Raw genomic sequence first — 26,209 nt, 5'->3', positions numbered from 1 at the left:
GGGAGTCATCTCAACCTTGGGGCCCACTGAAGGGTTCTCACCCGACCCATGTCGTTCCAGATCGGCGCACTGACAACACTACGACAGATCACCGACAAAGTCGAACACCTGTTCGAATGGTGAGACGCTCAGTTCCAGCCGCGACGGCGGGCGACGAGGCGGTAGGCGCCATAGAGCACGATCACGATCGCGAGCCACGGGAGCAGCACTCCGGCGACCTCGACGACGTTGTTGACCGTCGACACCAAGGCGTTCCAGCCGTCCGTGAGCCCACCCTTGAAGCCCCCGGGCTCGACCGAGTCGGCCTTGGCCTTCTGGGACAGGTCGATCGACAGCGTCGACAGCGAGACCTGGTCGGCGATCTGCTTGCGCTGCGCCTCGAAGCTCTCGAGCTGTTCCTGCCGCTGGGTCAGCGCGTTCTCGGCCTTGATCAGCTCGCCGCTGGTGTCCGCGTTCGCCATGATCCGCTCGAGCCGGTCGATCGACAGCCGCAGCGCGTCGATGCGGGCGTCGAGGTCCTTGGCCTGGGCCGTGACGTCGTCGTTCTGCAGCGAGACATTGGTGACCGTGCCGTAGGAGTCGAGCCGCTTGACCGTCGCGGTGACCTTGGTGCTCGGCACGCGGACCGTGACGAACGCCGAGGCGTCGTCCCCGTCGCCGTGCTCGGTGCGGCTGTCGACCCGGCCACCGATCGATTCGGCGTACGCGCTGATCTGCTGCGCGACCGCGCGCGGGTCCTTGACCGTCACGTTGATCTCGCCGGTCGTGATGACCTCGCGGTCGGCCTCCGGCGCGGCGGCCTTGTCCTGGCTGGCGCCGCCGGCCGAGTCGTCGGCCTGCGGAGCCGAGCTCTTCTCGCGCAGGTCGGAGCGACCGGCGCTGCTGCTGTCAGCGCCGTCACCGGCACCGCCGCCGTTGCTCAGCGCGCCGATGCCGACCGAGCCGAACCCGATCACGACGACGCTCGCGGCCGCAAGGCCGATCGTGGTGCGGGCCCGGTGACCGCGCTTGGCGATGTCTTGGTCGACCGCGTGCATGACGGTGGAGCGCATCTTGCTGATGCGGTCGTCGTTGAGCGTGGGGGTGGTCATGATGTCTCCCTCATCGAACGGAGGTCGGCGCGAAGCCGGGTGCGGAGTCGTGAGACGCGGTTGCGGACCGCGGCGTGGCTGACGCCGAGCTCGCGGGCCGCCAGCTCGTACGTGTGATCGCCGGCGACGCACATCTCGTAGAGCCGTTGGTCGGTCGGCGAGAGCGCTGCGACCGCCTTGTCGATCTCGCCGCGGATCTGCCCGGCGACGACCTCGTCCTCGACCGATGCGTCGTCCGGCAGCTCGGCGTTGAGCTGGATGCTGCGGGCGCTGACCTTCTGCGAGCGGCGCCTGGCATTGAGGGCGGTGTATCGCGCCGTGACGAGCAGCCACGGCAGCACCGAGTCGTCGACGACCGTGATGCGGCGGATCTTGTCCCACGTCGTGATGAACACGTCCTGGGTGACGTCCTCGGCCTCGCGCTGGTCCCGCACGACGGCGTACGCCTGCCAGTAGACCGGCCGCACGTGCCGGTCGTACAGCTGGCCGAACGCGGCCCGGTCGCCGGCCGAGGCGCGGGCCAGCAGCTCGCGGTCCCCGGTGCCTTCGGCGGTCGTCGTCGGTGATGTCACCCGGCGCTCCGATCTGTGCGGTGTGCGGACGTCTACCTGCAGATGTCCGGACCAGCCACACCGTCTCACGTATGCCTGGACTTTTTCGTGAGTCACCGGGGTCGGGCACCGCCTCGTACGATGGTGGGAGCAGGAGGTGACACCATGAAGCGAATCCTCGCGGCCCTCGTCGTCGCGGCGACCGCCGTGCTCGCGGTGACCCTGCTGTCATCCGGATCCGACGCACCGACGCCGTCGTCGGGGCCCACCGCCCTCCAGTCCGCGACCCTCGACCAGGTCGTCCGCCCGGCGAAGCCGCCCAAGGCCAAGTTCGTCCGGACGATCTTCGCGACCTCGAGCCTCAAGCGCTCGGAGTTCATGCTCGACCTCTGCAAGGGGCCGATCGCGGTCTTCGTCGGCGACTACCGGCCGCGGCTGATCGCCGAGCACGACTACTGCGGCGGCCTCGCGTGGATACCCAAGCTCGGCAAGGGCGACGCGATCAAGCTCTCGGGCGACGGCGTGCGGGACGGCACCTACGTCGTGAAGACGATCGGGCACGCACCGCGCAACGAGACCAAGGTGCGCGACCTGCCCCACACCGACATCGTCCTGCAGACGTGCGTCAGCCAGAACACGATGGTCCTGGTCGGCATGGACCTGTTCGAACCCGTGACCGTCACCAGCTGACACCGCATTCGCGCTTTCCCGACGCGGCGGTCCGGCCCGGCTTATGCTGGCGCCCATGTCCCAGCGCGCGTTCCGATGGGCGGGGATCGCCGCGCTGCTCATCCTGATGGCGCGGCTCGCCTCGGTGGCGGCACAGCCGCTCTCCAACGCCGACACCTGGTTCAACCTCCGGCTGGGCGCCGACATCGGCGCACCGTGGCACTGGGCCGACCCGCCGCAGTGGTCGACGTACGCGACGACGGACTGGGTGCCGACCCAGCCGTTGGCGGCCGCGGCGATGTCGGCCGTCGAACGAGTTGCGGGCCTGCCGGGTGTTGCCTGGCTCTACGGCGTCGGCCTGCTGACGTTCCTGCTCACGGTCTATGGGATCTGCCGGGCGTACGCCAGCCCGCTCATCGCGGCCCTCGGCACCTGCCTCGCCCTGATCGGTGCGTCCGGCAGCCTCTCGGCCCGCCCGCAGCTCATCAGCCTGGTCCTCGTGCCGCTCGTGGTGCACGTGTGGCTCCGCACGCAGGAGGACGGCCGGGCCCGATGGTGGCTCGTCCCGATGACGTGGCTGTGGGCGATGTGCCACGGCTTCTGGATCGTGGGTGTCGCGATCGGGTTCGCCGTCACGGCGGGCCTGCTCCTGGCCGGACCGAGCCGGCGGCAGGCGGCCAGGCTCGCCCTGGTCCCGCTGGCATCGCTGGCGGCTGCCGCGCTGACGCCGGTCGGACCGAAGCTGCTGCTGACGCCGTTCGTCGTGAACGACCGCTCACACCTCATCAGCGAGTGGCAGCGCGCGTCGTTCGCCTCGATCGAGCCGTGGCCAGCAGCGATCATGGTCGTGCTGGCGGGTGTCCTGCTCGCGAGCCGGAAGCAGCTCACGGTTGCCGAGGGTCTGCTGATCGCCATGGCCGCCGGCGGCATCGTCCTCAACGGCCGCACGGTGGCGCTCGCCGGACTCATCGTCGTCCCGTTGTGCGTCCGCGCGCTGCAGGAGCGGGTGTCGTTCCCGCTGGACGCCGGGTCCCGATCCGTCGAGCTGAGACGACTCTGGCTGACGGGTGCCGCGATGGCCGTCGTGCTGGGGCTCGTGGTGCCGCACACCTCGGACGAGCCGGCCAAGGTCCCGACAGCGTTCGACGCCCGACTGGACGCCGTACGTGACGGCGAGACGGTGCTCAATGATCCACCCGCCGGCAGCTGGCTGGTGTGGCGGCACCCGCAGGTCAACGTCGTCGTCGACGGACTCTTCGACGCCTATCCGGTGAGCCATCTCGAGCGGACGCTGAGCGTGATGCAGGCGCAGCCCGGGTGGCAGGCATACGTGGCTCGCGCCGATCCGGTGCTGGCCGTGCTCGTCGCAGGTGAGCCGCTCGTCGGCGCCCTGCGGGACAGCGGCTGGCGACTCGTCGACGAGGATGCCGGATACGTGCTGCTGGAACCCCCGAAGAGCGGGCGACCATGACGGTCTCCAGACGGTTTGCCGGCTGGCCGCCGTACGCGCGTCTCGCCGTCCTGGGCATCGTGGTGCTCGCGATCGTCGGCGCGGCTTTGGCTGTCGGGCCTCTGCAGGACTACGCGACCCAGTCGTCGAGGCACGACGCGGACAAGGACCTCTACCGGGCCGTCATCGACCACGTCCGGCACGGCGAGGGGTTCTACTCCGCCTCGGTCGCCGAGCAGCTCGAGCGCGACTATCCCGTTCGACCCGCGATGACCGTCCGCGAGCCGACGCTCACGTGGCTCCTGGCGGGGCTTGGCGGCTGGCGTCATGGCATCGCCGTGCTCGCTGCCCTCGCCGTGGTCGCCGGTCTCGCGATGATCAAGGGGCTCGAGAGTGTCGACACCCGGCGGGCCTTCTTCCTGCTGAGTGGTCTGGGTGCCCTCGTCGCCTTCGGTCCATACGTCGGTCCGATCCAGGTCACCCAGCACGAGTGCTGGGCCGGACTGCTGGTCGTCCTGTCGCTCGCTGTGCGTACGTCCGAGCGCTTCGCCGCAGCCGTGGTGCTGGGACTCGTCGCGTGCCTCTTCCGTGAGCTGGCTGCGCCCTACCTCGTGATCATGGCGGTGGCCGCGATGGGTGAGCGGAGGCGCCGGGAGGCCACGGCCTGGATCGCGGCCGGCGGGCTCTTCGCGGTCACCTATGCGGTGCACCTGTGGGCGGTGGCCCGGCAGACCTCCGCGAGCGATCCGGAGTCTCCGGGCTGGTTCGCCCATGACGGCCTCACGCACGTCCTGGAGACGGTCCGGCTGACGACATTCGCAGGTGCCGGGCCCGACCTGCTGAGCGTTCTGGTGCTGGTGCTCGGGCTGCTCGGCTGGGCCTCGATCGCCTCGCCCCTGGCCAACCGGGTGCTCGCGTGGATCGCGTTCTGGGTCGTGCTGACGCTGTTCGTCGGACGGCCCGAGAACATCGTCTGGGGCTTCCTCTGGGCCGGTCCTTTGGTGCTCGGTATGGTCCTCGCGCCCGGCGCGCTGCGCGATCTTGCTGCCATTACTCGCTGGAATCGCAGCACAACTCGGTGAATTCGCCCGAAGTGGATATGTGACAGGTTGGCCGGGAGTATGTTCTGGCCAGGGAGCGTCGCCTCGGCGACGATGCACGACAACAGAGGGAGTGATCATGAACGTTCTGCGAGGTGATAGCCGCACGTAGCGAGCTCGCGCCGTCATGGCGTAGCAGCACCAGGACCGGAGGGAGCCGGTCCTGAACCTGAGCTCACGTGCGGGGTCGTGGTGACCCACGACTGCAGCTGGTGAGTCCAACGGGAGAGGGAGCCCGGGGATGATCGGTTGGTTTTCGCGTCGGCCTGCCCGCTCGGAGGAGCGAGGGGCGACGGCTGTGGTTGTCGGCATGCTGATGACCGCCCTGGTGGCGGCCACCGGCATCGGCATCGACACGAGCAACATGGCGTACCAGCGGACGCGGATCCAGCACGCCGCCGACGCCGCGGTCAACGCGATCGCGCTGGACTGTGCGCAGAACAAGTCGACCTGCAGCCAGGCCGGGGCGCAGAGCACGGCGAACTACTTCGTCACGCAGAACTCCGGCAGTGGGACCGCGACCATCCCGGGAACCGTCAACTCGAGCTCGGCCTCGGTGACGGTGAAGGTCGACAAGACGGTCAACACGGGGTTCTTCGGCCTGCTCGGCATCGGGTCGAAGACCGTCAAGGCCTCGGCCACGGCGACCTACTCCGGGCACCCCGTCGAGGGAGCGCCGATGCTGCCGATGGCGGTGCCGTACTGCATGTGGAAGGCCAACCAGGCGCCCGCGACGACCCCGATCCTGCTGCGCTCGGACCTGATCAGCGTCGTGTTCAACGTCATCGTCCAAGGTGGTGCGCTCGGCCGGCTCATCACGGGACTGCTGGGTGAGCTGCTCAACGTCACGGACTCCTGCACGAGCCCGGATGGGCTCAACCTCAAGATGCTGCGCGGCCCGATCTGGCTGTCCGGCATCGAGGACGCGCTGCACAGCACGTTCAACTGGAACTCGTCGGTCTGCAACATGAAGGTCGGGACGATCGACGGCTTCCTCGGCAGCACCGTGAGCTCGGTCATCCCGTCCAACTGCATCACCAAGCTGGGCAGCTCGATCAAGAAGAACCAGGTCATCCTGGTGCCGATCTACCAGCCGTCCATCACGCTCGACCAGCTCGGGCTCGAGCTGGTGGTCGACGTCTGCATCCTGTCGATCTGCACCTACAAGACGAAGATCCCGCCGCGGATCGGCGTCAAGGTTCTCGGCTTCGCCCCGTTCAAGATCACGGGCTGGAACTTCCCGACGAACTCCAACCTGGATCCCAATGCGCCGTTGTGCGGCGCGATCAACCTGCTCACGCACCCGCCGGCGAGCGTCGGCTGCCAGGGGATCCAGGGCTACTTCGTGAAGTCCTTCACCCGAGACCCGGACTTCACCTACTCGCCGACGGGCGCCGACTTCGGTGCGTCGTCCGTGGCGATCAGCGACTAGGGGGATGCATGCACACCACTTCAAAGGGAGAACCGACATGACCAGGGTCCTGATGCTTGCCACCAACCCCACCTTCACCCGCCACGCGATGTCGCTGGGCGATCACCGCGTCGCCACGATCGAGGCCGAGGAGCTCGATCGCGTGATCGCGCTCGGCGGCCTGGCGGCGTTCGTCGGCGGCCTGAGCGCGCCGGACGTCGTGATGGTCGGCGACCTGCTGCCAGTGGGCGAGGCGCTCACCCTCGCCGAGGCGATCCGCCGGGAGGTTCCCGGCGCCCACGTGGTGCTGGTGTCCGACCCCGATCGCGTTTCGATGGTCGAGGCGATGCGCGCCGGCGTACGGGATGTCATCCCGTCGTCAGCGTCGGCGCACGACATCGAGTCGCTGTGGGCCAGGTTCGAGGGGAGCAACGTCCGGAGCATCGGTGTCCATGGGGTGCCGGCCGAAGCGGCCCCGGAGGACTCGAGCCGCATCATCGTGGTGACCGGGCCGCGCGGCGGGGTCGGACGCAGCACGGTGGCGGTGAACCTCGCCGTGGCGCTCGCCGCCGAGGCTCCGCGGGACACCGTGCTCGTCGACCTCGACCTCCAGTTCGGCGACGTCGGGTTGATGCTCGATCTCGACCCGCTCGGGACGATCGGCGACGTGTTCGAGGTGCGGTCGTCGATGGACTCGTTGGTGCTCAAGACGTTCCTCACCGCACATGCCGGTGGCCTGTGGGTGCTCTGTTCGTCACCGACCCCGACCGTCGTCGACCGGGCGACGCCGGAGGCCGTCTCTCGCCTGCTCCAACGACTGGCGGCGGAGTTCCGCTATGTCGTGGTCGACACCGGCGCCCGGCTCGACCCCTTCACGGTCGCGGCAGTCGGCGTCGCCACGGATCACGTCGCGGTGACGTCGATGGACGTGTCGAGTGCCCGCGCCCTGCGCCGACAGCTGGCGATGTTGTCGTCCGTCGGCGATGTGCCGGAGTCGCGCCACGTCGTCCTCAACCGGGCAGAGCGCACGCATGGTGTCGGACCGCGGGAGATCGAGTCGTTGCTGGGGATCCCGGTCGACGTCGTGGTGCCGAGCGCCGCGGAGGTGCCGGCCGCGGCCAACTTCGGCACGCCGGCCGTCTGGCGCAAGCGCGGAGGGCCGTTCGGCAAGGCCATCGCGCACCTCGTGCAGCGCATCCACGAGGGCGAGCTCAGCGTCGTGGCCAAGCACCGCGGAGTGGACGTCGCATGACGCGTACGGGCCGGGCAGCTGCCGGCCAGCCCATCAGCATTCGAGCGGTCGCCGACCGCTCGGTGGCGGAAGGGACGAACGTGTCCCGGCCGCAGGACCACCTGGTCCGCCTCACCGGAGAAGCCGTCCCGGCCTCTTCGAACCCCCGAGGGGCGTCGCACCATGCGGCCACCCGCAAGACAAAGGAAATCGCATGAACATCATCACCGAGCGTCTCCTGTTGGCCTACGCGATGCTGGTCGGTCGCCTGGAGGACCGTGAGGAGCGTGGCGCGTCGATGACGGAGTACGCCATCCTCGTCGCGGTCATGGCCGGCATCGTCCTGGCCCTCGTCACCCTGCTGGGCGGCAAGATCTCGAGCTTCATCAGCGGCATCAACATCACGACCTGATCGGTGCCGGAACGGGCCACGTGTGGTCGTGCTGCGGTACGGGGCGCTTCGGGGGCGTACCGCAGCACGACTCGGTTTTTGTGACGTTCGAGGGTGCTGATGAGGCAGGCCGGCTAGTCATAAATGACTGTATTTGCAGGTTCTGCACCACTGGATGCGCGTCGGGCCTAGCGTGCGAGGCGGGGGACGCCGTGCGGGTGCGGCGAATACACCAAGGAGCTCCACATGAACACGATCACCGCTCACTTCTTCATGGCCTACGCCGCTCTCGTCCACCGGATCGAGACCCGCGAGGAGCGTGGCGCGTCGATGACGGAGTACGCCATCCTCGTGGCGGTCATGGCCGGCATCGTGCTCGCCCTCGTCAAGCTGCTGGGCGACAAGCTCTCGACGTTCATCAACGGCATCAACATCACCACCTGATCCGTAGTCCGAACGGGCCATTTCCGGGCATTTCCGAGGCATGAGGCATGTCGGGGGGCATACCTTTCATCGCACCACCGCGCTGCGCGGTGGTGCGATGACTCGAGGTAGCGCCATGAATCAGGTGATGAAGCGTCTGCGCCGCGCAGGTCTCGGCGCGCCCGACCGCGCCAGCCGCGAAGGAGGTGCGTCGATGGTCGAGTACGCGATCCTCGTCGCGGTCATCGCCGGCGTCGTGTTTGCCGCAGCGACCTTCATGGGTGGCCAGATCTCGACCCTGATGGCCGGCGTCAACCTTCACACCTAGTCATCCCCGGCAATTCGTCTAGTCATTAATGACTGTATTTGCAGGTTTCCCGTCCGGGGTTCGCCGTGAGGCCTACCGTCAAATCCGAGGGCGCCGACGGGTGCGGCCACATACCAAAAGGAAACTCACATGAACATGATCACCGCTCATCTCTTCCTGGCGTACTCCACGCTGCTGCACCGGATCGAGACCCGCGAGGAGCGTGGTGCGTCGATGACGGAGTACGCGATCCTGGTCGCGGTCATGGCCGGCATCGTGCTCGCCCTCGTCAAGCTGCTCGGCGGCAAGATCTCGGGGTTCATCAACGGCATCAACATCACGACCTGATCCACACGGGTCAGCAAGCTCGGGAAATGGCGGCGGTCGACGCTTCGCTGGGGATAGCGGAGCGTCACCGACCGTCACATCGTGACGGAGGTGGGGCATGAAGGATGAAGAGCGGGGCGCTGCCCTGGTGGAGTTCGCCCTCGTGCTCATCGTGCTCTGCCCGTTGATCGTCGTGATCGTGGCGTGGGGCATCCGGTTCCACAACGCGGCACAGGCCGACAACGCGGCCTTCATCGCCGCGCGCTACTACGCGATCAAGTGCGGACCGGACGGTGTCGGACCCGCGACCGCGGCCGCCAAGGCGGCGGGCGCAGCGTCGACCAACCTGGTCTCCGCCGGTGACATCACCATCGCGGGAGGCTGCAACTCCGGCGACACGATCACCGCGACGGTCAGCAAGTCCAAGGCGTGGAGCCCGTCGGTGCCGATCTTCGGCATGAACGGCAACTACTCCCTGATCGGCAAAGGTGCAGCGCGATGCGAGTGACGTTCGGCAGGACACGCCAGGACCGCGATGAACGCGGCGCCACCCTCGTCGTCGTCGCCGCGTTGATGGTGTGCCTGCTGGCGGCCGCCGGCATAGGCATCGACACCTCGACGATGGCCTATCAGCGGGCCCGCGTGCAGCACGGCGCCGACGCCGGAGCCTTGGCCGTGGCGCAGAGCTGCAAGGCCGGCGCCTGCAACGCCGGCCTGGCGGCGAGCTATCTGAGCTCGAACGCCAATGGTGGCGGCAGCGACAGTGCGCCGTCGGTGTCGATCGGCTCGACCTCGGTCACGGTCACCAACACCAAGAACGCCAAGACGATCTTCTTCGGGCTGCTCGGCATCGGCTCCAAGGCCGTGCGGGCGACCTCGACGGCGTCGTGGAACACCAGCCCAACGAGTGGCAATGTCATGCCATTCCTCGTCTCGCTGTGCGAGTACACCAAAGCCGCCGTGAACGTCCCGACCTTCATCGACACCAACTCGAACGACGAGATCCAGAAGTACAAGGCGAAGGATCCGCAGAGCAAGCTCGAGGACGACAACAACCTCACCTCTGGTTGCGGGACGATCCCGACCGGCGTCAATGTGACCGGGTTGAGCAGCTCGACCCGCATGGTGATCGGTGGCATGTGGAAGACGACCAACGGCGGGTGCAACGGATCCGTCAACAACGGGAAGTCCCAGCTCGAGATCGGCAACAGCCAGGCCGACTTCCAGCTCTGTGGCCTCAACAGCCAGCAGACCGACAAGTACGCCGCCAGCTCAGGTGCCGACAAGTTCGTGCCGGGCCAGGTCACGTTGTTCGCGATCTATGCGCCGACCCGGAACTTCAACTACGGCGGCGTCCAGACCGAGGCCAACGGAACCGCTCCGACGTCGAAGTTCGTCGACAACGCACCGGCATTCGACTTCAGGATCGTCGGCTTCGCGCCGTTCAAGATCAGCGGTGTCCGACTGGGAACGAGCAGCAACGGCTGCCTGGGCAGCTGTACCGCAGGCAAGGTCGGCATCTGGGGCGCGTTCGTCAACGACATCAGCCCTGACGGCGACTACGAGGTCGGCGGGCCCAACATCGGCTCCGTCGTGAAGCTGATCAATTGACCGTGCACGCCTTCACCCGTCCCCCGGGGGACGCCAATCATCAACAGGACAGGACGGCATGAACAAGAGGATAATCGCGGTGGCGGGGGCAGCGCTCTTGGCGCTGATCGGGATCGTCATGCTGATCAGCTACACCCAGAACGCCAATGACCGCGCCTTCGACGGTGCCGAGCTCCGATCGGTCCTGCAGGTCACGGAGACGATCCCCGCCGACACCAAGGCGTCAGACATCTCCGGGAGCGTCGAGCTCGTCGAGCTGCCGAAGAAGGCGATCGCCAAGGATGCAGTGACCGACCTCAGCGAGGTGTCGGGGCTTTCGACCACGGTGGCACTCGAGCCGGGGGAGCAGCTGCTGCTGACCCGCTTCGCCCAAGAGGGTTCACCCAAGCCGGACAGTGGCCCGGCGGCTGTCTCGGTCGTCCCCAAGGGCTATCAGGAGGTCACGGTCCCGCTCGACGTGGCCCGCGCGGCGGGTGGTGTGCTCAGGCCCGGAGACCTCGTCGGCGTGGTCGCGAGCTATCAGACCAACGACACCGGCGGCTTCACCCAACTGGCCAAGAACTTCGTGAAGGTGACGCGGGTCAGTGGAGGGCTCACCGGCGGCAAGGACGACGGCGCTTCGGGCCAGTTCATCACGCTCGCGGTCACGACCCGCAATGCCGGGCGCATCATCAACGCTGCCGAGTTCGGCAAGCTCTGGCTCACCAAGCAGAACAAGGACACCGCGACCGGCAGTGGCGGTTCAGTCACGAAGAGCGAGATCACGAAATGACCCAGATCCTGATCCTGGCCGGCACAGCGGCCATCACCCGGCGCATCAGCGCGTTGCCCGGCCACCAGGTCGCCTCCGTCGACAAGGAGATCGTCGAGAAGCACGCGCGCGAGGGCGACATCGAGACGCTGCTCACCCGGGATCTCGGCGCCCTTCCCGAGATCGTGATCATCGGCGACGCGATGCCGCTCCAGGAAGCCCTGAGCATCGGCAGCCTGATCGACCGAGTGCTGCCCGGGGTCGAGCTCATGCTCATCAGTGAGCCCGATGCCGAGACGGCGCTCAACGCCATGCGGTCGGGTGTGCGCGAGATCATCTCGCCGCTCGTCACCGACGACGAGCTGCTGGCCATCGTCCACCGTGCCGCTGACAACCTGAGCAGCCGGCTCAAGCCGCACCTGGCTCCGACCGTGGTGGCCGACATCGCCCAGTCGACCGTGATCGTGGTGATCTCGCCCAAGGGCGGCGTCGGCAAGAGCACGATCGCGACCAACCTCGCAGTGGGGCTCGGACGTCGCGCTCCGTCCCATGCCGTGCTGGTCGACCTCGACATCCAGTTCGGCGACGCGGCGACCCTCCTCGATCTCGACCCGGCACACAGCATCGCCGATGCGTTCGGCACCTCTGCAGCGATGGACACGTTGATCCTCAAGACGTTCCTCACGGCCCATGCGGGCGGCTTCTACGTCCTGGCCGGCGACGACTCGCCGACCGTGGGTGACCATGTGCGGTCCGCCGACGTGAAGCACCTGATCGACCAGCTGGCCAGCCAGTTCCGCTACGTCGTGGTGGACACCGGCGCCGGACTCGGCGAGCACACGCTTGCCGCGCTGGAGAAGGCTGACGAGGTCATCATCGTCTCGAGCATGGACGTCACCAGCATCCGCGCGGTGCGCAAGGAGCTCGACGTGCTCAGCGAGCTCGATCTGCTGCCTCCGCGCCGGCACGTGGCGCTCAACTTCGCCGATCGCAATGCCGGCCTCACGGTGAAAGACGTGGAGACCGTCATCGGCCTGCCGGTCGCGGTCAGCGTGCCGCGGTCGGGCGACGTGACAGTGGCCGGCAACCGTGGCGAGTCGCTCATGATGGCCAAGAAGCCCGGCCCGGTGGCCAAGGCCATCACCAGGCTCGTGGACGCCGTCTTCGACGGCGTCCCGCCCGCTGCTCCGCCCGCACCGGTTGCACCGCCCGCACCGGTCGCTGTGGTCGACGCCGAAGCCAAACCCAGCAAGAAGAAGATGGGCCGTCGGAGGAAGCCATGACCAGCCTGAGTGAACGACTCGAGGCGGCTCGGGCCAAGAGCGACGTGATCCCGGAGAAGCTCGCCGCCAAACCACCGGTTGCTGCCCAGAGCGTGATCGCCGAGCCGACGCCAGACCCGGAAGACGTCTCGTCGGCCGACTCGCGTCTGGCCGAGGGCTTGTACGCGGTCAAGGCACGCGCGGTCGAGACGCTCTTCGACCGCATCGGCGTGCGCATCAACGACTCCACGCTGACCGAGGACCAGCTGCGGCGCTTCGTGCGCGACGAGCTCTCCCGCATTGTCGACGAGGAACCGCTCTCGCTGACCTCCGAGGAACGCCGCCGGCTGATCCAGGACATCGAGGATGACGCCCTCGGACTTGGACCACTGCAACGGCTCCTCGCCGATCACGACGTCACCGAGATCATGGTCAACGGATACGACCGCATCTACGTCGAGCGGTTCGGCAAGCTCAGCCTCAGTGGCATGCGGTTCAACTCCGAGGAGCACCTCCGAAGGGTCATCGACCGGATCGTCGGCCGGGTCGGTCGCCGCGTCGACGAGTCGTCACCACTGGTCGACGCGCGCCTGATGGACGGTTCGCGTGTCAACGCGATCATCCCGCCGCTCGCAGTCAACGGCTCGTCCCTGACGATCCGCAAGTTCTCCGACACCCCGTACGAGGTGGCCGACCTGGTCAACTTCGGCACCATGACCAAGGGGATCGCCGAGCTCCTGTACGCGTGTGTGCAGGCGCGGCTCAACATCCTGGTCTCCGGCGGCACGGGCACCGGCAAGACGACGTTGCTCAACGTCCTCTCATCGTTCATCCCTGCCGACGAGCGCATCGTGACGATCGAGGACGCGGTCGAGCTCCGGCTCCAGCAGGACCACGTGGTCAGCCTCGAGAGCCGGCCGCCCAACATCGAGGGCAAGGGCGAGATCAACATCCGCGAGCTCGTCCGCAACGCGTTGCGCATGCGCCCCGACCGCATCGTCGTCGGTGAGGTCCGTGGTGGCGAGAGCCTCGACATGCTGCAAGCCATGAACACCGGTCACGACGGCTCGATCTCGACGCTGCACGCCAACTCGCCGCGCGACGCCATCGCGCGCCTCGAGACGCTCGTCCTGATGGCCGGCATGGACCTGCCGGCCCGCGCGATCCGCGAGCAGGCGTCGTCCGCGGTCGACCTGATCATCCAGCTCAGCCGCCTCCGGGACGGCTCGCGCCGCATCACGGCCGTCACCGAGGTCCTCGGCATGGAGAACGACACCGTCGTGCTCCAGGACGCGTTCGTCTTCGACCACGCGGCCGGGGTCGACGTGCACGGCCGGTTCCGTGGCACCCAGATCTCGACCGGGATCCGGCCACGGTTCACCGACAAGTTCGAGGAGATGGGCATCAACTTCAACTTCGACAGTCTCGCGATGCAGGGAGGATGACGTGCTGATCCTGACCGGAGGGGTGTGTGTCCTCCTCGCGATTGCGGCCCTGGCCTACGCCGTGCTCGCGGCGCCCGTCTCCCGTGTCCCGGCCTCGCGCCGTACGTTCGGCGGCACCGACCAGAAGTCGGGCCTCAACTTCTCGTCGGACCAGCTGGTCGAGCGCGTCGACGACCTGCTGCGCCGCAGCTCCTGGACCCCGTTCGGCGCCAAGGAGCTCGAACTGGCTGGGCTGCGGATCACGCCCGGCAACGTCGTGGTCCTCGTGGCCGCCGTCGCCGCGAGCGTGCTGTCGGTCATCACGTTGCTCACTGGATCGTTCTGGTTCGGGCTTGTCCTGGCCCTGTTGGTGCCGGTAGGTGCCAAGGTCTACTTGTTCATCCTGACGGATCGTCGACGTGCGTTGTTCACCAAGCAGCTGGACGACACCGTCCAGATGATTGCCTCGGCCTTGCGGGCCGGCTTCAGCTTCCCGCAGGCGCTCGACGCCGTGGCGCGCGACGCCGACTCGCCGACCGCTGAGGAGTTCGCCCGGATCATCAACGAGAACCGCATCGGCCGGGATCTCGTCGTGGCCATCGAGCAGACCGCAGACCGGATGGCGAGCGACGACTTCCGGTGGGTGGCCGAAGCCGTCGCGATCCACCGCGACACCGGCGGCAACCTCAACGAGGTGCTCGACCGGGTCGGTGCGACGATGCGCGAGCGCAACCAGCTGCGTGAGCAGGTCAACGCCTTGGCCGCCGAGGGCAAGCTCTCGGCGATCGTGCTGATGATCCTGCCCATCGCCCTCGCCGCGTTCTACTACTGGATCAACGCGGGTTACATGGCGCCTCTGATCGGCACCAGCCTCGGATGGGCGTTGCTGGGCGCTTCAGTGGTGCTCTACATCATCGGCGGGTTGTGGATGCGCGCGATCGTGAATGTGAAGTTCTGACATGCTGCCTCTCGGAATCCTGCTCATGCTCGGCGCGTGCCTGCTCCTGGCGTCCGCGTTGGGAGTCGTCGGTGGCACCGACAAGACGGTCAAGGCCCGGCTTGTGGTCAGCACCTCGGGCCGTTCGAGCGGCCCCGCTGAAAGCGCAGGACCTGAACTGCTGGCGCACGATGGCGCCCGGTCTGGCGTCATGAAGGTGCTGGCCTCGGCAGCCGCCGTGTCGAAGATCGAGCGCAACATCATGCTCGCTGGCCGTCCCGAAGGGCTGACGCTGAGCCGGGTCCTGGTGCTCAAGCCGGTGCTGGCGCTGGTGGGACTCCTCATCCTGTTCACGCTCGTCTCGGACGGCGGCGGAAAGATGATGTGGGCGGTCGGGATCGCGCTGGTCGTGGCGTGCTTCTTCCTGCCGGACGTGTTCGTCAAGAACCGGGCCGAGGCGCGTCAGCTGGAGATACTCCACGAGCTGCCCGACGTGCTCGACCAGGTCACGATCTCGATCGAGGCAGGGCTCGGCTTCGAATCGGCCTTCGCCCGCATCGGCGAGCGCCGGCAGGGCGCGCTGGCCGACGAGATCGTGCGCACGGTGCAGGACATGCGGCTCGGCATGAGCCGGCGGGAGGCCTATCAGGCGCTCGCGGACCGTACGGACGTCGACGACCTGCGCAGCTTCGTCAAGGCGATCACCCAGGCCGAGCAGTACGGCGTCTCGATCGCGACGGTCGTGCGCAACCAGTCCGTGGAGATGCGCTTCCGCCGCAAGGCGCGCGCCGAGGCCACAGCGCTCAGGGTGCCGGTCAAGATCCTGTTCCCGTTGATGACGTGCATCTTCCCGGTGCTCTTCATCGTCGTGCTGGCACCTGCGTTCATCGAGCTCGCTAACAATCTCGGTCAGTTGAAGTAGACAGAGCCGCGCGGTCCGGGCGGCTTGCCGCCCAGAGGGTCCGGCACGTGACGAACAGCAGAGCGACCAGTGCGGCGTTGCGCAGGACGAGGATGACCACCGCCCAGGCGTCCCCGTCGATCAAGGCGTCGTAGCCGATGGGATAGATGAGCTGCGTCCCGGCGGCGACCACCAGCGTCAGGCCGCGGATCGTTCGCCACACCCGGTCACGGTCGGCGCCGAGCGCGAACGACGCGACGACGGGGGAACTGAGCCACACGACGTACTGCGCCGACCCCACCTTGTTGAAGACCAGCAGCGCGAGCGTGGTCGCGAGCAGCGACAGCAGCAGCAGCTCGTGGTTCGGCATGCGGCTGCGGCGTACGGCCGCCAGCGTGAGCGCTCCGACGGCCAGAACGGTGACCGGCATCAGCACGTCGAGGATGTGCGCGACCCGTGTCGCGCCGGGACCGATGAACTCCCAGGCCGCCAGCTGGATGTTGCCGTACAGCCCGGAGGGTCGTCCGAACGCGTTGAGCAGATGGAACGGCGTCGCGGCGACCGACTCGATCTGCAGGCGGCGGCCGGACTGGCCGTCGACGAAGCTGAACAGATGCGACTGCGCGCCCAGGGCGACGGCGATCGCGCCGATCAGGAAGGTCATGAGGAGTGCGGGCACCAGGACGTCGCGGAGCCTGCGCCGCGAGCAGACGAGGAGCGGGATCATCCACGCTGCATGAGCCACCTTGACCCAGGCAGCGGCCAGCACCAGGACGGTCGCCAGCCGTGGTCGTCTGACGATCACGAGGAGCGCGACGGTTGCCAGCGCCGCGGCGATGCCGTCGAGCCGAGAGATCGCGACCGGGCCGAGCAGCAGGAAGAACAGCAGCCACCACGCCGCTGCCCGTACGCCGATGCGGTCACGGACCGCCATCATGATCACGGCGACCATCATCAGAGTCAGCCCGATGAAGAGCGACTCGTAGATCTGGTCATGGGCCCACGGTGACAACAGGGCGATCGGCACCAGCGCTCCGAGCGGGTAGATCCAGTCGAAGTCGAGCACCGGCCAGCGCCCGTGCTCGACGCCGTCGAGCGCCCACAGCCGGTAGAGGTGCACGTCGCCGAACCCCACATGCACGCCCCACGCTGCGTTGAGGACGAACGGCCAGGCCAGGACCAGCGCGAAGAGCAGCCACAGCCCCAGCGTCTGGCGCAGCGTTACGCGTACCGGCGCCGACGACTCGGCCTCCGGTACGTCCGACGGTCGCGACTCACGCCCTCCACGGTGCACCAACCCACGGTAGGTGAGCCTGCGGGCGCGCGTGCGGCTTTGCGCATTCGGGCCTTCCGGCCGGCGCGATGGTCATATCGTGACGAGATGCCAGCAGCGACCCCCGCCCCTCGGGCCCGACTCGGCTATCTGCCGGCGTTGGACGGGTTGCGCGCCCTGGCGATCGTCCTCGTGGTGCTGCACCATGCGTCGGGGGTCGAGCGAGGGCCGCTCGAGTTCGGCGTCCTCGGCGTCGACGTCTTCTTCGTGCTGTCGGGCTTCCTCATCACGGCCCTGGTCGCCGAGCAGATGCGGGCGGGCACCTTCTCCCGTCGCCGGTTCTACGCCCGGCGCGCGATCCGGCTGATGCCCGCACTGGTCGTGACGGTGGTGGTGATGACGCCGGCTGCGGTGGTCGTGGCGGGTCGGTGGGAGCTGGTCGGCGCGATCGCCGCGCTGCTCTACCTCACACCCTTGCTGACCGGGCAGTTCTTCTTCCACACGTGGACGCTCGCGTTCGAGGAGTGGTTCTATCTCCTGTGGCCGATCGTGCTGGCGAAGTTCTTCCGCGACCGGCTCACCCTGATGCAGTGCGCAGCGCTGGTCGGCGTGCTGGGCGTCGTCACGCAGGGCCTCATCTACCTCGTCCCCGGCAGCTTCGTCGCCCGGCCGTCGGGACTGCTGATCGGCTGTGCGCTGGGTCTGTACTGGCTGGACGGTCGCCGGGTCCGGCGACCGGGAGCGGTGCTGGTGCTCGGCCTCACGCTCGTCCTGGTCGGGGCCGGCGTCGGCCCGGTGCTGTGGGACGCGCTGCCGTACACGCTCGCCGTCGTCGGTGCCGTGCTGGTGATCGGCGCGATCGCCTCGGACGCCTCCGGCCCGGTGGCACGGGCGCTCGCCTCGCGGCCCATGGTGGCGGTCGGCGTCGTGTCGTACGAGTGGTACCTCGTCCACTTCCCGCTGCTGCAGCTGACGGAGGAGCTGTGGGGCGCCATCCAGTCGCTCTGGATGGGTCCGCTGTCGCTCGGCATCGCGTTTGCCCTCCATCGTGCGCTGGCACCGTTCCAGGCCAGGCTGCGCGCTCGGCTCGGGGAGAGCCGTCCGGTCACCGGCCTGGCCGACGAGGCCATCGTCTGAATCGGACCATTGCGCTTCGACTTTACATTTGCTACCTTCTTGTAAAGCGCCTCTCCCAAGGCGTACGAGGAGGAAACCAGCATGACGATCCAGGCAACCGTTGACGGCCAGGTCATCCAGTGGCGCGACAAGAAGCGCTACCTGTGGATCATGGGCGCGATCATCCCGTTGATCCCGCTGATGATGTGGGGGCTCTACGCGTGGACCGGCGCGACGATCGTGTGGTTCTTCGGCCCGTTCTTCGTGTTCGTGCTGATCCCACTGTTCGACCTGCTGGCCGGTCTCGACCCCAACAACCCGCCCGACGAGCTGATCGAGGCGCTGGAGGAGGACCGCTACTACCGCTGGGTGACCTACGCGTTCATCCCGGTGCAGATCGCCGGCCTGATCTGGGGCGCCTTCCTGCTCGGCGGTGGCACACTGCCCGGCATCGACGACCCGCTGACCGTCGTGCAGAAGATCGGCCTTGCGCTGGGCCTCGGCATGGTCGCCGGCATCGGCATCAACACCGCGCACGAGCTCGGCCACAAGAAGGAGGAGCACGAGCGCTGGTTCGCTCGCGTCGCCCTCGCGCAGACGTTCTACGGCCACTTCTTCATCGAGCACAACCGCGGCCACCACGTACGCGTCGCGACTCCGGAGGACCCGGCGAGCGGCCGCCTCGGCGAGACCGTCTGGGAGTTCATGCCGCGCACGATCCTCGGCAGCCTCACGAGCGCCTGGGGTCTGGAGAAGAAGCGCTTCGAGCGCCAGAAGAAGACGCACTGGTCGATCAAGAACGACCTGTTCAACGCCTGGATGTTCTCCGTCGTCCTCTGGGGCGGGCTGACGATCGCGTTCGGCTGGGAGATCCTGCCCTACCTCGTCATCCAGGCGGCAGCGGGCATCTGGCTGCTGGAGTCGGTCAACTACCTCGAGCACTACGGCATGAAACGGGCCAAGCTCGACTCCGGCCGCTACGAGCGGGTCAACCCGAGCCACAGCTGGAACTCCAACAACATCGGCACCAACGTGCTGCTCTACCACCTACAGCGACACAGCGACCACCACGCCAACCCGACCCGCCGCTACCAGGCGCTGCGCGACTTCAAGGAGGCGCCGGTCCTGCCCACGGGCTATGCAGGCATGATCGTCCTGACCTGGATCCCGCAGGTGTGGCGCAAGGTCATGGACCAGCGGGTGCTCGGTCACTACGACGGCGACATCGGCCGCGCCAACCTGCACCCGCGCACCGCTGAGGCGTACGTGCGGAGGTACGGCGTCGGGACGAGCAAGGACGAGGAGGTCGCAGCATGAGCCAGCGCCAGCGAGTGAACAATGAAGTGGTCATGCCGGCGCCTCCGTATCGTGGGCTTCTGGTGGAGGTGACGGCATGAGCTTGTTTATCTGCCCCAACTGCGAGTACGTGTATGACGAGGAGCAGGGCAACCCGAGGGAGGGCTGGCCGGCCGGCACGCCGTTCGCGGAGATCGACGCCGACTGGACGTGCCCCGACTGCGGCGTACGTGAGCAGGTCGACTTCCTGCCGATCGAGGAGTTCGAGCACAACGACCAGGACGGCAACATCATCGCTGCCGAGACCCGAGCCAAGGGAGACAAGCCATGAAGCGTTGGGAATGCCAGCAGTGCGGCTTCATCTACGACGAGGCGGAGGGCTGGCCCGAGGAGGACATCCCTCCGGGCACCAAGTGGGAGGACATCCCCGACGACTGGACGTGCCCCGACTGCGGTGCCGCCAAGGCCGACTTCACGATGCTCGAGCTGGTCTGAATGACCCACCGGACGGTCATCGTCGGGGCTGGCATCGCCGGGGTCAGCGCGGCCGCGGCGATGCGGCGCAGCGGCTACGAGGGTGAGATCGACCTGCTGGGCGCCGAGCCCGAGCTGCCCTATCGCCGCCCTCCGGTGTCCAAGGAGATCGTCCGCGGCGAGAAGACGCCCGACGAGATCCGCATCAAGAAGCCCGAGTGGTACGAGCAGCAGTCGGTCAGTCTGCGCACCGGCGTCACGGTCGAGGCGATCGACGTCGACGCGCATGTCGTCCGCCTCGCTGACGGCGAGGAGGTCGGCTACGACCAGCTGCTGCTCGCGACCGGTGGACGCGCGCGCAACCCCTGGTCGGCCTCCGGCATTCGTACGCTCCGCAGTCTTGCCGACGCGCCGAGCCTGCAGTCCGAGCTCGCACCTGGGCACCACCTGATCGTCGTCGGCGCCGGGCTCATCGGCTCCGAGATTGCCGCGAGCGCGCGGACGACCGGCTGCGAGGTGACGCTGCTGGAGACGGCGGCGTTGCCCCTGCCGCGCCTGTTGCCGCCCGAGCTCGGCGAGCTCTACGTCGACCTGCACAAGAGCGAGGGCACCGATCTGCACACCGGCGTCGAGGTGGCGTCGATCGAAGATGAAGGCGGCGAGACGGTCGTACGCGCGACGGACGGGCGTACGTGGTCGGCGAAGGTCGTCGTGGTCGCCGTCGGCATGGAGCCCAACGTCGAGCTCGCCGAGGCGGCCGGCATCCAGGTCGCCAACGGCATCGTGGTCGACGCGTTCGGCCGCACGTCGGCGCCCGACGTGTTCGCGGCCGGCGATGTCGCCAACCAGCCCAACGGCGTGCTCGGCGGCCGGCACCGCGTCGAGCACTGGCAGGGCGCGCAGAATCACGGGAGTGCGATCGGCAAGGTCATGGCGGGCGCTGAGGAGCCGTTCGTCGAGGTGCCGTGGTGCTGGTCGGACCAGTACGGCCACAACCTGCAGGTGACCGGGTGGCCCGAGACGTCCCACGAGCTCGTGGTGCACGGCTCACTGGACGACCGGGACTTCATCGCCTACCTGCTGGACGAGGGCGTCGTACGCGGTGCCGTCGGGATCGGCCGGCCGCGCGACATCCGGGCCGCCGAGAAGTGGATCGCTGCCGGTCAGCGTCTCGAGGACGTGCTGGGGGCCGAATCATGACGACCACCGCCGTCGCGCCGGTCCGCGAGCGGCTGCTTGATGCCGCGCAGGCCATGATCGAGGACACCGGCTGGTCGAGCGTCACGATGGCTCGCATCGGCGAGCGGGCGGGCGTGAGCCGGCAGACCGTCTACAACGAGTTCGGCAACAAGCACGGGCTCGCCGAACAGCTGGCGATGCGTGAGCTGGTTCGGTTCCTCGACGTCGTCCGCGATCGGATGTCGGCGGAGACGACGCTCGTCGAGGGCATCCGCGCGGCCTGCGAGGGTGCCCTGCTGATGGGGGAGCAGAGCCTGCTGGTCCGCACGATCGTCACGTCGCTGCCCGAGGAGCAGGACGCCGACTTCCTGCAGATCCTGACGACGGAGTCCGGCGAGATCGTCGAGGCTGCCGTAGAGGTCGTAAAGCAGTGCGTCGATGACCTCTATCCGCCGACGCCGTTCACCGACGACGAGCTCGAGGTCGCGGTCGAGGTTGTCGTACGCCTCGTGCTGTCGGCGATCACCCGCCCCTCGAAGCCGGCCCGGGAGGCCGCCGCCGAGATCGCCTGGATCACCGGGCTCGCGTTGAAGGGTGCCGGCGCCTGAGCGGTGGATTCTCCACCTTTGGGTCGCAGCGGTGACTTCTCCACCTTGTGGGAGCTCAAACGGTGGAAGATCCACCGCCGCAGGGTGACTAAGGCGTCGGCGTCGTCGGGAAGCTCGGCGTCGGGACGGTCGGGGTGCTCGGTGTCGGCACGCTCGGCGTCGCGTCGGACGGCGAGGGCGTCGCCGTCGTACTGCCTGCGGCGTCCTGCGTGACGTAGACGAGGCGGCCGTCGGCGAGGCGATAGACCGTGCCGACAGGTGTGCCGCGGCCGACCGTCTTGGTGCCGTTGGGCGGCACATCCTTGACCTCTTCGCCGGGCTTGGTGGTGACCTCGCCGAGCGCGGGCTTGACCAGTCCCTTGTCGCTGACCGCGCCCTCGAGGCCGAGCGACGACAGCGCCGCCAGCAGGAACGCGACCGCGAGGACGATGCCGATGTCGAACATGTTGACCAGGCCGTCGAGCGGGTCGCCGGCGTTGTCGCGGGAGATGCGGGCGCGAGGCGTCACGTGGATCATGAGGTGGTCTCCGTCAGCGGCGGCAGGTCGGCCTTGGGCGTCAGCGGTGCGGGATCGCGCAGCGTCGCGGCCGGCGTCGGCTTCGTCGGCACCGGGTTGACCGCTGAGGCGCCCGTGCCGTCGTCGGTGAGCACCGCAGCGATGTACTCGAGATCGGAGAAGTCCTGGCCGTAGAGCCGCTCGCGTACGAGCGACAGGCCGAGGGCGAGCACGCCGATCAGGATGCCGAGCACCGTGATCGAGAACGCGAGCCGCAGGTTCTCGGTGAGCGCGTCGACGTCGCCGCGGGCGAGGCCGTCGAGCGCGGGCGCCAGGGGGATCAACGTGCCCATCAGGCCGAGCGCCGGGCCGACGCGCACCAGCAGGCGCGTGCGGGACAGGCGGCCCTGCCGGGAGAAGTCGAAGTCGGCGAGCTCCTTGGCGATGCGGGTGTCGGCGCCGGTCTTGCCGACCTCCTTGACGATGACGCTGAACGCGGCACCGACGGCACTGCTCCACGCCACGGTCTGCAGCAACGCGGACGCCTCGGTCGTACGCCCGGCGTCGACGGCCTCGCGGGCCGATGCGCCGGAGCGGGCCAGCGCGGTGAACGTACGGCGGCGGCGCTTGACCAGCTCGACGATGAACATCCCCGTCTCCACGAGCACGGCGGCCAGCGCCAGCAGCGCGAGGATCACCACCGGGAGCTCCAGCGCCTCCGCGACGTGGAAGATGATGCTGTAGATGCCGTCGGTCATGCCGGAGCCTCCGTAGGAAAGGCACGGTACGGATGCGCCGGCATGATTGCTTGAATTGTTCGCTCGCTGCGCTCGCTCATGTACGTCTCCTCAGGTGGGCCAGCCTCGTGCTGGCCCATCGTGTCTCGATCTCGGCGCCGAGTCCCAGCAGCAGGATGACGGCGAGGCCGCCGATCACAGCTCCGCTGATCTTGCGGCTGGTGGACAGCTCACTGGCCTTGGTCGGCTGCGGCTGGGCCTGCGTGCCGGGAATGCTCTCGCCCTGCTCGGCCCCGGCGCCGGCGAGCACGAAGCCCTCGACCTCCTGGAGCCCGTCGTCGACCGGCGTGGTCGGCTGGTCGGTCGTCGGCGGTTTGTCGACCGATGGCGGGTTGTCGATGCTCGGGGGAGCGGGGATGTAGGGCGGGATGTAGCCACCGCCGGTGCCGCCGCCACCCGTGCCGCCACCTGTGCCGCCGCCCCCGCTGGTCTTCGGCGGCTTGGGCGGCTTGGCGACCTTCATCTCGATGGGCGCCGATCGCCCGTACGAGCCGTCAGTGCCGCGCACCTCGACGAACACCGGATAGGTGCCCTTGGTGGCGTAGCGGTGGGTCGGCTTCTCCTGGGCGGAGTGCAGCGTCTCGCCGTCGCCGAAGGTCCAGCGCCACTTGATGATGTTGGTGCGCAACTTCTGGGCGTACGTCGTGGAGAACGAGACGGTCGCCTTGGTGTCGACCGACGTGCTGCTGGCGTGGGCGACGGGTTGGAGCAGCTTGCCGGTGGTGTGGATCGTGAGCGTGACGCTGCTGCCCGGGTCGACCTTGAACTGGTCGGTGGAGTTGACGTCATCCTCGTCGCGCAGCGGCCGGACGTAACCGATCTGTCCGGTGCCCGTGACGTAGAGCGCGGGCTGCAGGTCGTCCAGGAAGGGATATGGGTCCTTGTCGGTCGCCGTCGCGGGGTCGCTGAAGTCGGGCTTGTCGAGCACCGTCGGCGCGGAGGTGCCGTTGGACTCGGAGAACGTCACAGCAGTCTCGGGATCCTTCGTGAACACCGGCGACGAGAGCAGGGTGCGGAGAGGCAGGGCTGTGGCGGGCCGGGGCCGAGGCGAGACCTTCCCGCTCTGGCCGCGAGTGAGATAGGGCGGGGCCGTGACGAGGCCGTCGCCCCAGGCCTGGAGCTCGCTCGCGTTGAAGTAGCGGGTCTCCAGCGTCGTGCCCTTGCCGTCCGACGTCGAGACGACCTTGACGATGACGCAGGCCTGCGCCGGATCGCAGGCGTCCGCCGCCTCGGCGGTCGACGCCGCCACGAGGGGCACCGCGATGATCGAGAGCACCGCCGCCAGCGCAGCACGGCGTCGCGGCCGCGGTGCGGACAGCAGACTCCTCACGGGCTCTCCCTCCAGAGATCGTCGTCGACTATCAAGTATGAAGTGCGAAAGGGTCTCGCGCTCATCCTCGGAGGATTGATCGTACGAACTCCAGATGGCGTCCAGACCAACGCCCTAGATCCAGCGGTCGAACCACATGCGGGCGTGCCACGAGTCGTACGGGATGATCTTGCCGGTCAGGACCGGGTGGAAGAACCAGAACGACACCACAACGGCGGTCAGGAACACGCCCGTGAACAGGCCGACGACATAGCGGTGCCGCGGGGTCGCGGCGGCGCTGGCGAGCTCGTTGATGACCAGCACGATCGCGATGATCGTGAACGGGATCATCGCCACGGCGTAGTAGGAGAAGATCGGCCGGGCCGTGAAGAAGAACCACGGCAGCCAGCTGACCAGCACGGCGACGACCGGGACGCCCCAGCGCCAGCTCCGGGTGACGATCCAGGCGGCCAGTGACGCCAGCAGGGCCAGCGCGCCGGACCACCAGATGATCGGGTTGCCCATGATCGTCACCTCGCGGACGCATGACCCGCCAGGCGCGGGGTGGCAGTCCGAGAGCGGGAAGTTGCCCTTGTACTCCATGACGACGGGGCGCTCCATCACGAGCCAGCCGATCGGGTTCGACTCGTACGGGTGCGGCTTGGCGCTGTCGAGCTCGTGTGCCGAGAAGTTCCAGTTCATGACGTGGAAGTGCCACAGCGACCGGAACGCGTCGCGGGTCTCGCCGAGGAAGCCCGGGGTCGGCTTGTCGACATATGCCCCCCAGGGCGCCGACGACTCGCCGTAGCCGTGGCCGAACCTCGCCTCGTACGCATGATGGTGGATCAAGAAGCCGGTCCAGGTCGCGAGGTAGACGATGCCGGCGAGCAGCACGATCGAGGCGAACGCCGGCACGCCCACCCGCAGAGTCGTGACGACCCAGCCGTTGGACCGCGCCGCCGGGTCGTGGCCGCGCTTGCGGGCGAGCACCTCCCAGATCACCGCCATGAGGCCGAACGCGGCGAGGACGAAGATCCCGTTCCACTTCGTGCCGCACGCCATGCCGAAGCACACGCCGGCGGCGAGCTGCCACGGCCGGAACGCGCGGTAGCGGCCGAGCCGGTCGCGGATCCAGTCGCGGTCGGCGACGATGCACGCCACGCCGCAGACGACCCAGAACGCGAGGAAGACGTCGAGCAGGGCAACCCGCGACATCACGAAGTGCAGCCCGTCGAACGTCAGCAGCAGTCCGGCGACGCAGCCCATGATCGTCGAGCCGGTCATGCGGCGGACCAGCCGGGCGAGCACCAGCACGGTCAGCGACCCGATCACGACCGCGGCGATGCGCCAGCCGAACGCATCGAGCCCGAAGATCTTCTCGCCGATCGCGATGATCCACTTGCCGCCGTCGGGGTGCACGATCCACGTCGGGTCGCCGGTCATCAGCCCGGTGGTGCGGCCGCTCTGGATCTCCTGGTTGGCGTTCTCGGTGAAGTCCTGGACGTAGCCGTGCTGGAGGAGCGACCACGCATCCTTGGCGTAGTAGGTCTCGTCGAACATCAGGATGCGGGGCCTGCCGACGTTCCAGACCCGCAGCACGAACGCGAGAAGTGTGACGGCGATCGGCCCGATCCATCCCCATGCGCGGTCGGAGACCTTCGCCAGCAACGTCACGCGCCAAGCGTAGGGGAGCGCCCTGAGAGGTGGATTCTCCACCTTCAGGGCTGGTCGGTGCAGGATCCACCGTATGAGCCGCGAAACGGTGGAATGCTCACCGATGCACAGGCGGCGAATCGGCCGGGAGTGTCCACAACCGACGGCTCG

29 protein-coding genes are annotated in these 26,209 nt (G+C 68.1%); 22 read left to right on the top strand and 7 right to left on the bottom strand.

Annotated elements, in window-relative coordinates; all coding sequences use genetic code 11:
• Window positions 1–128: 128 nt before the first annotated feature.
• Together ESP70_RS06775 and ESP70_RS06770 are read right to left on the bottom strand one after the other, a co-directional pair.
• Window positions 129–1,091 (bottom strand): DUF4349 domain-containing protein, encoded by a 963-nt coding sequence (locus ESP70_RS06775; protein ID WP_149688510.1) that lies wholly within the window; start codon window positions 1,089–1,091, stop codon window positions 129–131.
• Entirely contained in the window at window positions 1,088–1,663 is a 576-nt protein-coding gene (locus tag ESP70_RS06770; protein ID WP_149688509.1) for an RNA polymerase sigma factor, read from the bottom strand. Before ESP70_RS06770 ends, ESP70_RS06775 begins: the two co-directional genes overlap by 4 nt.
• Window positions 1,664–1,807: 144 nt before the next feature.
• On the opposite strand from ESP70_RS06770, the gene ESP70_RS06765 reads away from it, so the two are divergent.
• The 16 genes from ESP70_RS06765 to ESP70_RS06690 all read left to right on the top strand — a co-directional run bounded on the left by ESP70_RS06765 (window position 1,808) and on the right by ESP70_RS06690 (window position 15,858).
• Window positions 1,808–2,332, top strand: coding sequence for a hypothetical protein (locus ESP70_RS06765; RefSeq protein ID WP_149688508.1), 525 nt, complete (start codon window positions 1,808–1,810; stop codon window positions 2,330–2,332).
• Window positions 2,333–2,387: 55 nt separating this feature from the next.
• Window positions 2,388–3,782, top strand: a complete 1,395-nt coding sequence (locus tag ESP70_RS06760; protein WP_149688507.1) for a hypothetical protein — start codon at window positions 2,388–2,390, stop codon at window positions 3,780–3,782.
• Window positions 3,779–4,843 (top strand): hypothetical protein, encoded by a 1,065-nt coding sequence (locus tag ESP70_RS06755; protein ID WP_149688506.1) that lies wholly within the window; start codon window positions 3,779–3,781, stop codon window positions 4,841–4,843. The genes ESP70_RS06760 and ESP70_RS06755 overlap by 4 nt, the downstream gene beginning before the upstream one ends.
• Window positions 4,844–5,102: 259 nt before the next feature.
• On the top strand, window positions 5,103–6,293 hold the full coding sequence (locus ESP70_RS06750; protein WP_149688505.1) for a pilus assembly protein TadG-related protein: 1,191 nt from the start codon (window positions 5,103–5,105) through the stop codon (window positions 6,291–6,293).
• Window positions 6,294–6,330: 37 nt separating this feature from the next.
• The gene (locus tag ESP70_RS06745) at window positions 6,331–7,524 is read left to right on the top strand and encodes a CpaE/TadZ family protein (protein WP_188110524.1); all 1,194 of its coding nucleotides are present in this window, start codon (window positions 6,331–6,333) and stop codon (window positions 7,522–7,524) included.
• 193 nt (window positions 7,525–7,717) lie between these two features.
• On the top strand, window positions 7,718–7,915 hold the full coding sequence (locus ESP70_RS06740; protein WP_223148624.1) for a Flp family type IVb pilin: 198 nt from the start codon (window positions 7,718–7,720) through the stop codon (window positions 7,913–7,915).
• A 225-nt stretch (window positions 7,916–8,140) separates the two neighbouring features.
• Entirely contained in the window at window positions 8,141–8,338 is a 198-nt protein-coding gene (locus ESP70_RS06735; protein ID WP_223148623.1) for a Flp family type IVb pilin, read from the top strand.
• Window positions 8,339–8,453: 115 nt separating this feature from the next.
• Window positions 8,454–8,645 carry a Flp family type IVb pilin gene (locus tag ESP70_RS06730; protein ID WP_223148622.1) on the top strand — a complete coding sequence of 64 codons (192 nt, stop codon included), beginning with the start codon at window positions 8,454–8,456 and terminating at the stop codon, window positions 8,643–8,645.
• 129 nt (window positions 8,646–8,774) lie between these two features.
• Window positions 8,775–8,972 carry a Flp family type IVb pilin gene (locus tag ESP70_RS06725; RefSeq protein WP_149688503.1) on the top strand — a complete coding sequence of 66 codons (198 nt, stop codon included), beginning with the start codon at window positions 8,775–8,777 and terminating at the stop codon, window positions 8,970–8,972.
• Window positions 8,973–9,069: 97 nt separating this feature from the next.
• A complete protein-coding gene (locus tag ESP70_RS06720; RefSeq protein WP_149688502.1) occupies window positions 9,070–9,459 on the top strand; it encodes a TadE/TadG family type IV pilus assembly protein in 390 nt (129 codons plus the stop codon).
• Window positions 9,450–10,562, top strand: a complete 1,113-nt coding sequence (locus ESP70_RS06715) for a TadE/TadG family type IV pilus assembly protein (protein WP_149688501.1) — start codon at window positions 9,450–9,452, stop codon at window positions 10,560–10,562. The genes ESP70_RS06720 and ESP70_RS06715 overlap by 10 nt, the downstream gene beginning before the upstream one ends.
• A 58-nt stretch (window positions 10,563–10,620) precedes the next feature.
• Window positions 10,621–11,334, top strand: coding sequence for a Flp pilus assembly protein CpaB (gene cpaB, locus ESP70_RS06710; RefSeq protein WP_149688500.1), 714 nt, complete (start codon window positions 10,621–10,623; stop codon window positions 11,332–11,334).
• Window positions 11,331–12,596 carry a CpaE/TadZ family protein gene (locus ESP70_RS06705; protein WP_149688499.1) on the top strand — a complete coding sequence of 422 codons (1,266 nt, stop codon included), beginning with the start codon at window positions 11,331–11,333 and terminating at the stop codon, window positions 12,594–12,596. The genes cpaB and ESP70_RS06705 overlap by 4 nt, the downstream gene beginning before the upstream one ends.
• Complete coding sequence (locus tag ESP70_RS06700) at window positions 12,593–14,020, top strand: TadA family conjugal transfer-associated ATPase (RefSeq protein WP_149688498.1); 1,428 nt, start codon at window positions 12,593–12,595, stop codon at window positions 14,018–14,020. Before ESP70_RS06705 ends, ESP70_RS06700 begins: the two co-directional genes overlap by 4 nt.
• Window position 14,021: 1 nt before the next feature.
• Window positions 14,022–14,957, top strand: a complete 936-nt coding sequence (locus tag ESP70_RS06695; protein WP_223148621.1) for a type II secretion system F family protein — start codon at window positions 14,022–14,024, stop codon at window positions 14,955–14,957.
• Window position 14,958: 1 nt separating this feature from the next.
• Entirely contained in the window at window positions 14,959–15,858 is a 900-nt protein-coding gene (locus ESP70_RS06690) for a type II secretion system F family protein (protein ID WP_149688497.1), read from the top strand.
• Here the strand turns inward: ESP70_RS06690 and ESP70_RS06685 are convergent.
• Window positions 15,833–17,131 carry a glycosyltransferase 87 family protein gene (locus ESP70_RS06685; protein WP_188110523.1) on the bottom strand — a complete coding sequence of 433 codons (1,299 nt, stop codon included), beginning with the start codon at window positions 17,129–17,131 and terminating at the stop codon, window positions 15,833–15,835. The two genes, ESP70_RS06690 and ESP70_RS06685, sit on opposite strands and share 26 nt — an antisense overlap.
• 87 nt (window positions 17,132–17,218) lie before the next feature.
• Between ESP70_RS06685 and ESP70_RS06680 the strand changes: the two genes are divergently transcribed.
• The 6 genes from ESP70_RS06680 (at window position 17,219) to ESP70_RS06655 (ending at window position 21,783) form a co-directional block, all read left to right on the top strand.
• Entirely contained in the window at window positions 17,219–18,247 is a 1,029-nt protein-coding gene (locus ESP70_RS06680; protein ID WP_188110522.1) for an acyltransferase family protein, read from the top strand.
• Window positions 18,248–18,328: 81 nt separating this feature from the next.
• On the top strand, window positions 18,329–19,543 hold the full coding sequence (locus ESP70_RS06675) for an alkane 1-monooxygenase (RefSeq protein WP_149688494.1): 1,215 nt from the start codon (window positions 18,329–18,331) through the stop codon (window positions 19,541–19,543).
• Window positions 19,544–19,619: 76 nt separating this feature from the next.
• Complete coding sequence (locus ESP70_RS06670; protein ID WP_149688493.1) at window positions 19,620–19,853, top strand: rubredoxin; 234 nt, start codon at window positions 19,620–19,622, stop codon at window positions 19,851–19,853.
• On the top strand, window positions 19,850–20,017 hold the full coding sequence (locus ESP70_RS06665) for a rubredoxin (RefSeq protein ID WP_056212108.1): 168 nt from the start codon (window positions 19,850–19,852) through the stop codon (window positions 20,015–20,017). Before ESP70_RS06670 ends, ESP70_RS06665 begins: the two co-directional genes overlap by 4 nt.
• Complete coding sequence (locus tag ESP70_RS06660) at window positions 20,018–21,196, top strand: NAD(P)/FAD-dependent oxidoreductase (RefSeq protein ID WP_149688492.1); 1,179 nt, start codon at window positions 20,018–20,020, stop codon at window positions 21,194–21,196.
• The gene (locus tag ESP70_RS06655; RefSeq protein WP_149688491.1) at window positions 21,193–21,783 is read left to right on the top strand and encodes a TetR/AcrR family transcriptional regulator; all 591 of its coding nucleotides are present in this window, start codon (window positions 21,193–21,195) and stop codon (window positions 21,781–21,783) included. The genes ESP70_RS06660 and ESP70_RS06655 overlap by 4 nt, the downstream gene beginning before the upstream one ends.
• Before the next feature lie 88 nt (window positions 21,784–21,871).
• Here ESP70_RS06655 and ESP70_RS06650 read toward each other — a convergent pair whose 3' ends face one another.
• The 4 genes from ESP70_RS06650 to ESP70_RS20060 form a co-directional block, all read right to left on the bottom strand.
• A complete protein-coding gene (locus ESP70_RS06650) occupies window positions 21,872–22,300 on the bottom strand; it encodes a DUF2149 domain-containing protein (RefSeq protein ID WP_149688490.1) in 429 nt (142 codons plus the stop codon).
• The gene (locus tag ESP70_RS06645) at window positions 22,297–23,037 is read right to left on the bottom strand and encodes a MotA/TolQ/ExbB proton channel family protein (RefSeq protein WP_149688489.1); all 741 of its coding nucleotides are present in this window, start codon (window positions 23,035–23,037) and stop codon (window positions 22,297–22,299) included. The genes ESP70_RS06650 and ESP70_RS06645 overlap by 4 nt, the downstream gene beginning before the upstream one ends.
• Before the next feature lie 76 nt (window positions 23,038–23,113).
• Window positions 23,114–24,406: a PKD domain-containing protein gene (locus ESP70_RS06640; RefSeq protein ID WP_149688488.1), complete on the bottom strand. Its 1,293-nt coding sequence runs from the start codon at window positions 24,404–24,406 to the stop codon at window positions 23,114–23,116.
• 114 nt (window positions 24,407–24,520) lie between these two features.
• On the bottom strand, window positions 24,521–26,059 hold the full coding sequence (locus tag ESP70_RS20060) for a dolichyl-phosphate-mannose--protein mannosyltransferase (RefSeq protein ID WP_188110521.1): 1,539 nt from the start codon (window positions 26,057–26,059) through the stop codon (window positions 24,521–24,523).
• Between the last annotated feature and the right edge of the window lie 150 nt (window positions 26,060–26,209).

It is taken from the genome of Aeromicrobium ginsengisoli (genome assembly GCF_004134905.2).
Classification (GTDB): Bacteria; Actinomycetota; Actinomycetes; order Propionibacteriales; family Nocardioidaceae; genus Aeromicrobium; species Aeromicrobium ginsengisoli.
This window is presented reverse-complemented; position numbering and strand designations above follow the sequence as displayed.

Bases quoted from the DNA above. Each gene is read 5' to 3' on its own strand.
- ESP70_RS06775 (WP_149688510.1), bottom strand. From the start codon at position 1,091: ATGACCACCCCCACGCTCAACGACGACCGCATCAGCAAGATGCGCTCC.
- ESP70_RS06765 (WP_149688508.1), top strand. From the start codon at position 1,808: ATGAAGCGAATCCTCGCGGCCCTCGTCGTCGCGGCGACCGCCGTGCTC.
- ESP70_RS06760 (WP_149688507.1), top strand. From the start codon at position 2,388: ATGTCCCAGCGCGCGTTCCGATGGGCGGGGATCGCCGCGCTGCTCATC.
- ESP70_RS06755 (WP_149688506.1), top strand. From the start codon at position 3,779: ATGACGGTCTCCAGACGGTTTGCCGGCTGGCCGCCGTACGCGCGTCTC.
- ESP70_RS06750 (WP_149688505.1), top strand. From the start codon at position 5,103: ATGATCGGTTGGTTTTCGCGTCGGCCTGCCCGCTCGGAGGAGCGAGGG.
- ESP70_RS06745 (WP_188110524.1), top strand. From the start codon at position 6,331: ATGACCAGGGTCCTGATGCTTGCCACCAACCCCACCTTCACCCGCCAC.
- ESP70_RS06740 (WP_223148624.1), top strand. From the start codon at position 7,718: ATGAACATCATCACCGAGCGTCTCCTGTTGGCCTACGCGATGCTGGTC.
- ESP70_RS06735 (WP_223148623.1), top strand. From the start codon at position 8,141: ATGAACACGATCACCGCTCACTTCTTCATGGCCTACGCCGCTCTCGTC.
- ESP70_RS06730 (WP_223148622.1), top strand. From the start codon at position 8,454: ATGAATCAGGTGATGAAGCGTCTGCGCCGCGCAGGTCTCGGCGCGCCC.
- ESP70_RS06725 (WP_149688503.1), top strand. From the start codon at position 8,775: ATGAACATGATCACCGCTCATCTCTTCCTGGCGTACTCCACGCTGCTG.
- ESP70_RS06720 (WP_149688502.1), top strand. From the start codon at position 9,070: ATGAAGGATGAAGAGCGGGGCGCTGCCCTGGTGGAGTTCGCCCTCGTG.
- ESP70_RS06715 (WP_149688501.1), top strand. From the start codon at position 9,450: ATGCGAGTGACGTTCGGCAGGACACGCCAGGACCGCGATGAACGCGGC.
- cpaB (WP_149688500.1), top strand. From the start codon at position 10,621: ATGAACAAGAGGATAATCGCGGTGGCGGGGGCAGCGCTCTTGGCGCTG.
- ESP70_RS06705 (WP_149688499.1), top strand. From the start codon at position 11,331: ATGACCCAGATCCTGATCCTGGCCGGCACAGCGGCCATCACCCGGCGC.
- ESP70_RS06700 (WP_149688498.1), top strand. From the start codon at position 12,593: ATGACCAGCCTGAGTGAACGACTCGAGGCGGCTCGGGCCAAGAGCGAC.
- ESP70_RS06690 (WP_149688497.1), top strand. From the start codon at position 14,959: ATGCTGCCTCTCGGAATCCTGCTCATGCTCGGCGCGTGCCTGCTCCTG.
- ESP70_RS06680 (WP_188110522.1), top strand. From the start codon at position 17,219: ATGCCAGCAGCGACCCCCGCCCCTCGGGCCCGACTCGGCTATCTGCCG.
- ESP70_RS06675 (WP_149688494.1), top strand. From the start codon at position 18,329: ATGACGATCCAGGCAACCGTTGACGGCCAGGTCATCCAGTGGCGCGAC.
- ESP70_RS06670 (WP_149688493.1), top strand. From the start codon at position 19,620: ATGAGCTTGTTTATCTGCCCCAACTGCGAGTACGTGTATGACGAGGAG.
- ESP70_RS06665 (WP_056212108.1), top strand. From the start codon at position 19,850: ATGAAGCGTTGGGAATGCCAGCAGTGCGGCTTCATCTACGACGAGGCG.
- ESP70_RS06660 (WP_149688492.1), top strand. From the start codon at position 20,018: ATGACCCACCGGACGGTCATCGTCGGGGCTGGCATCGCCGGGGTCAGC.
- ESP70_RS06655 (WP_149688491.1), top strand. From the start codon at position 21,193: ATGACGACCACCGCCGTCGCGCCGGTCCGCGAGCGGCTGCTTGATGCC.
- ESP70_RS06650 (WP_149688490.1), bottom strand. From the start codon at position 22,300: ATGATCCACGTGACGCCTCGCGCCCGCATCTCCCGCGACAACGCCGGC.
- ESP70_RS06645 (WP_149688489.1), bottom strand. From the start codon at position 23,037: ATGACCGACGGCATCTACAGCATCATCTTCCACGTCGCGGAGGCGCTG.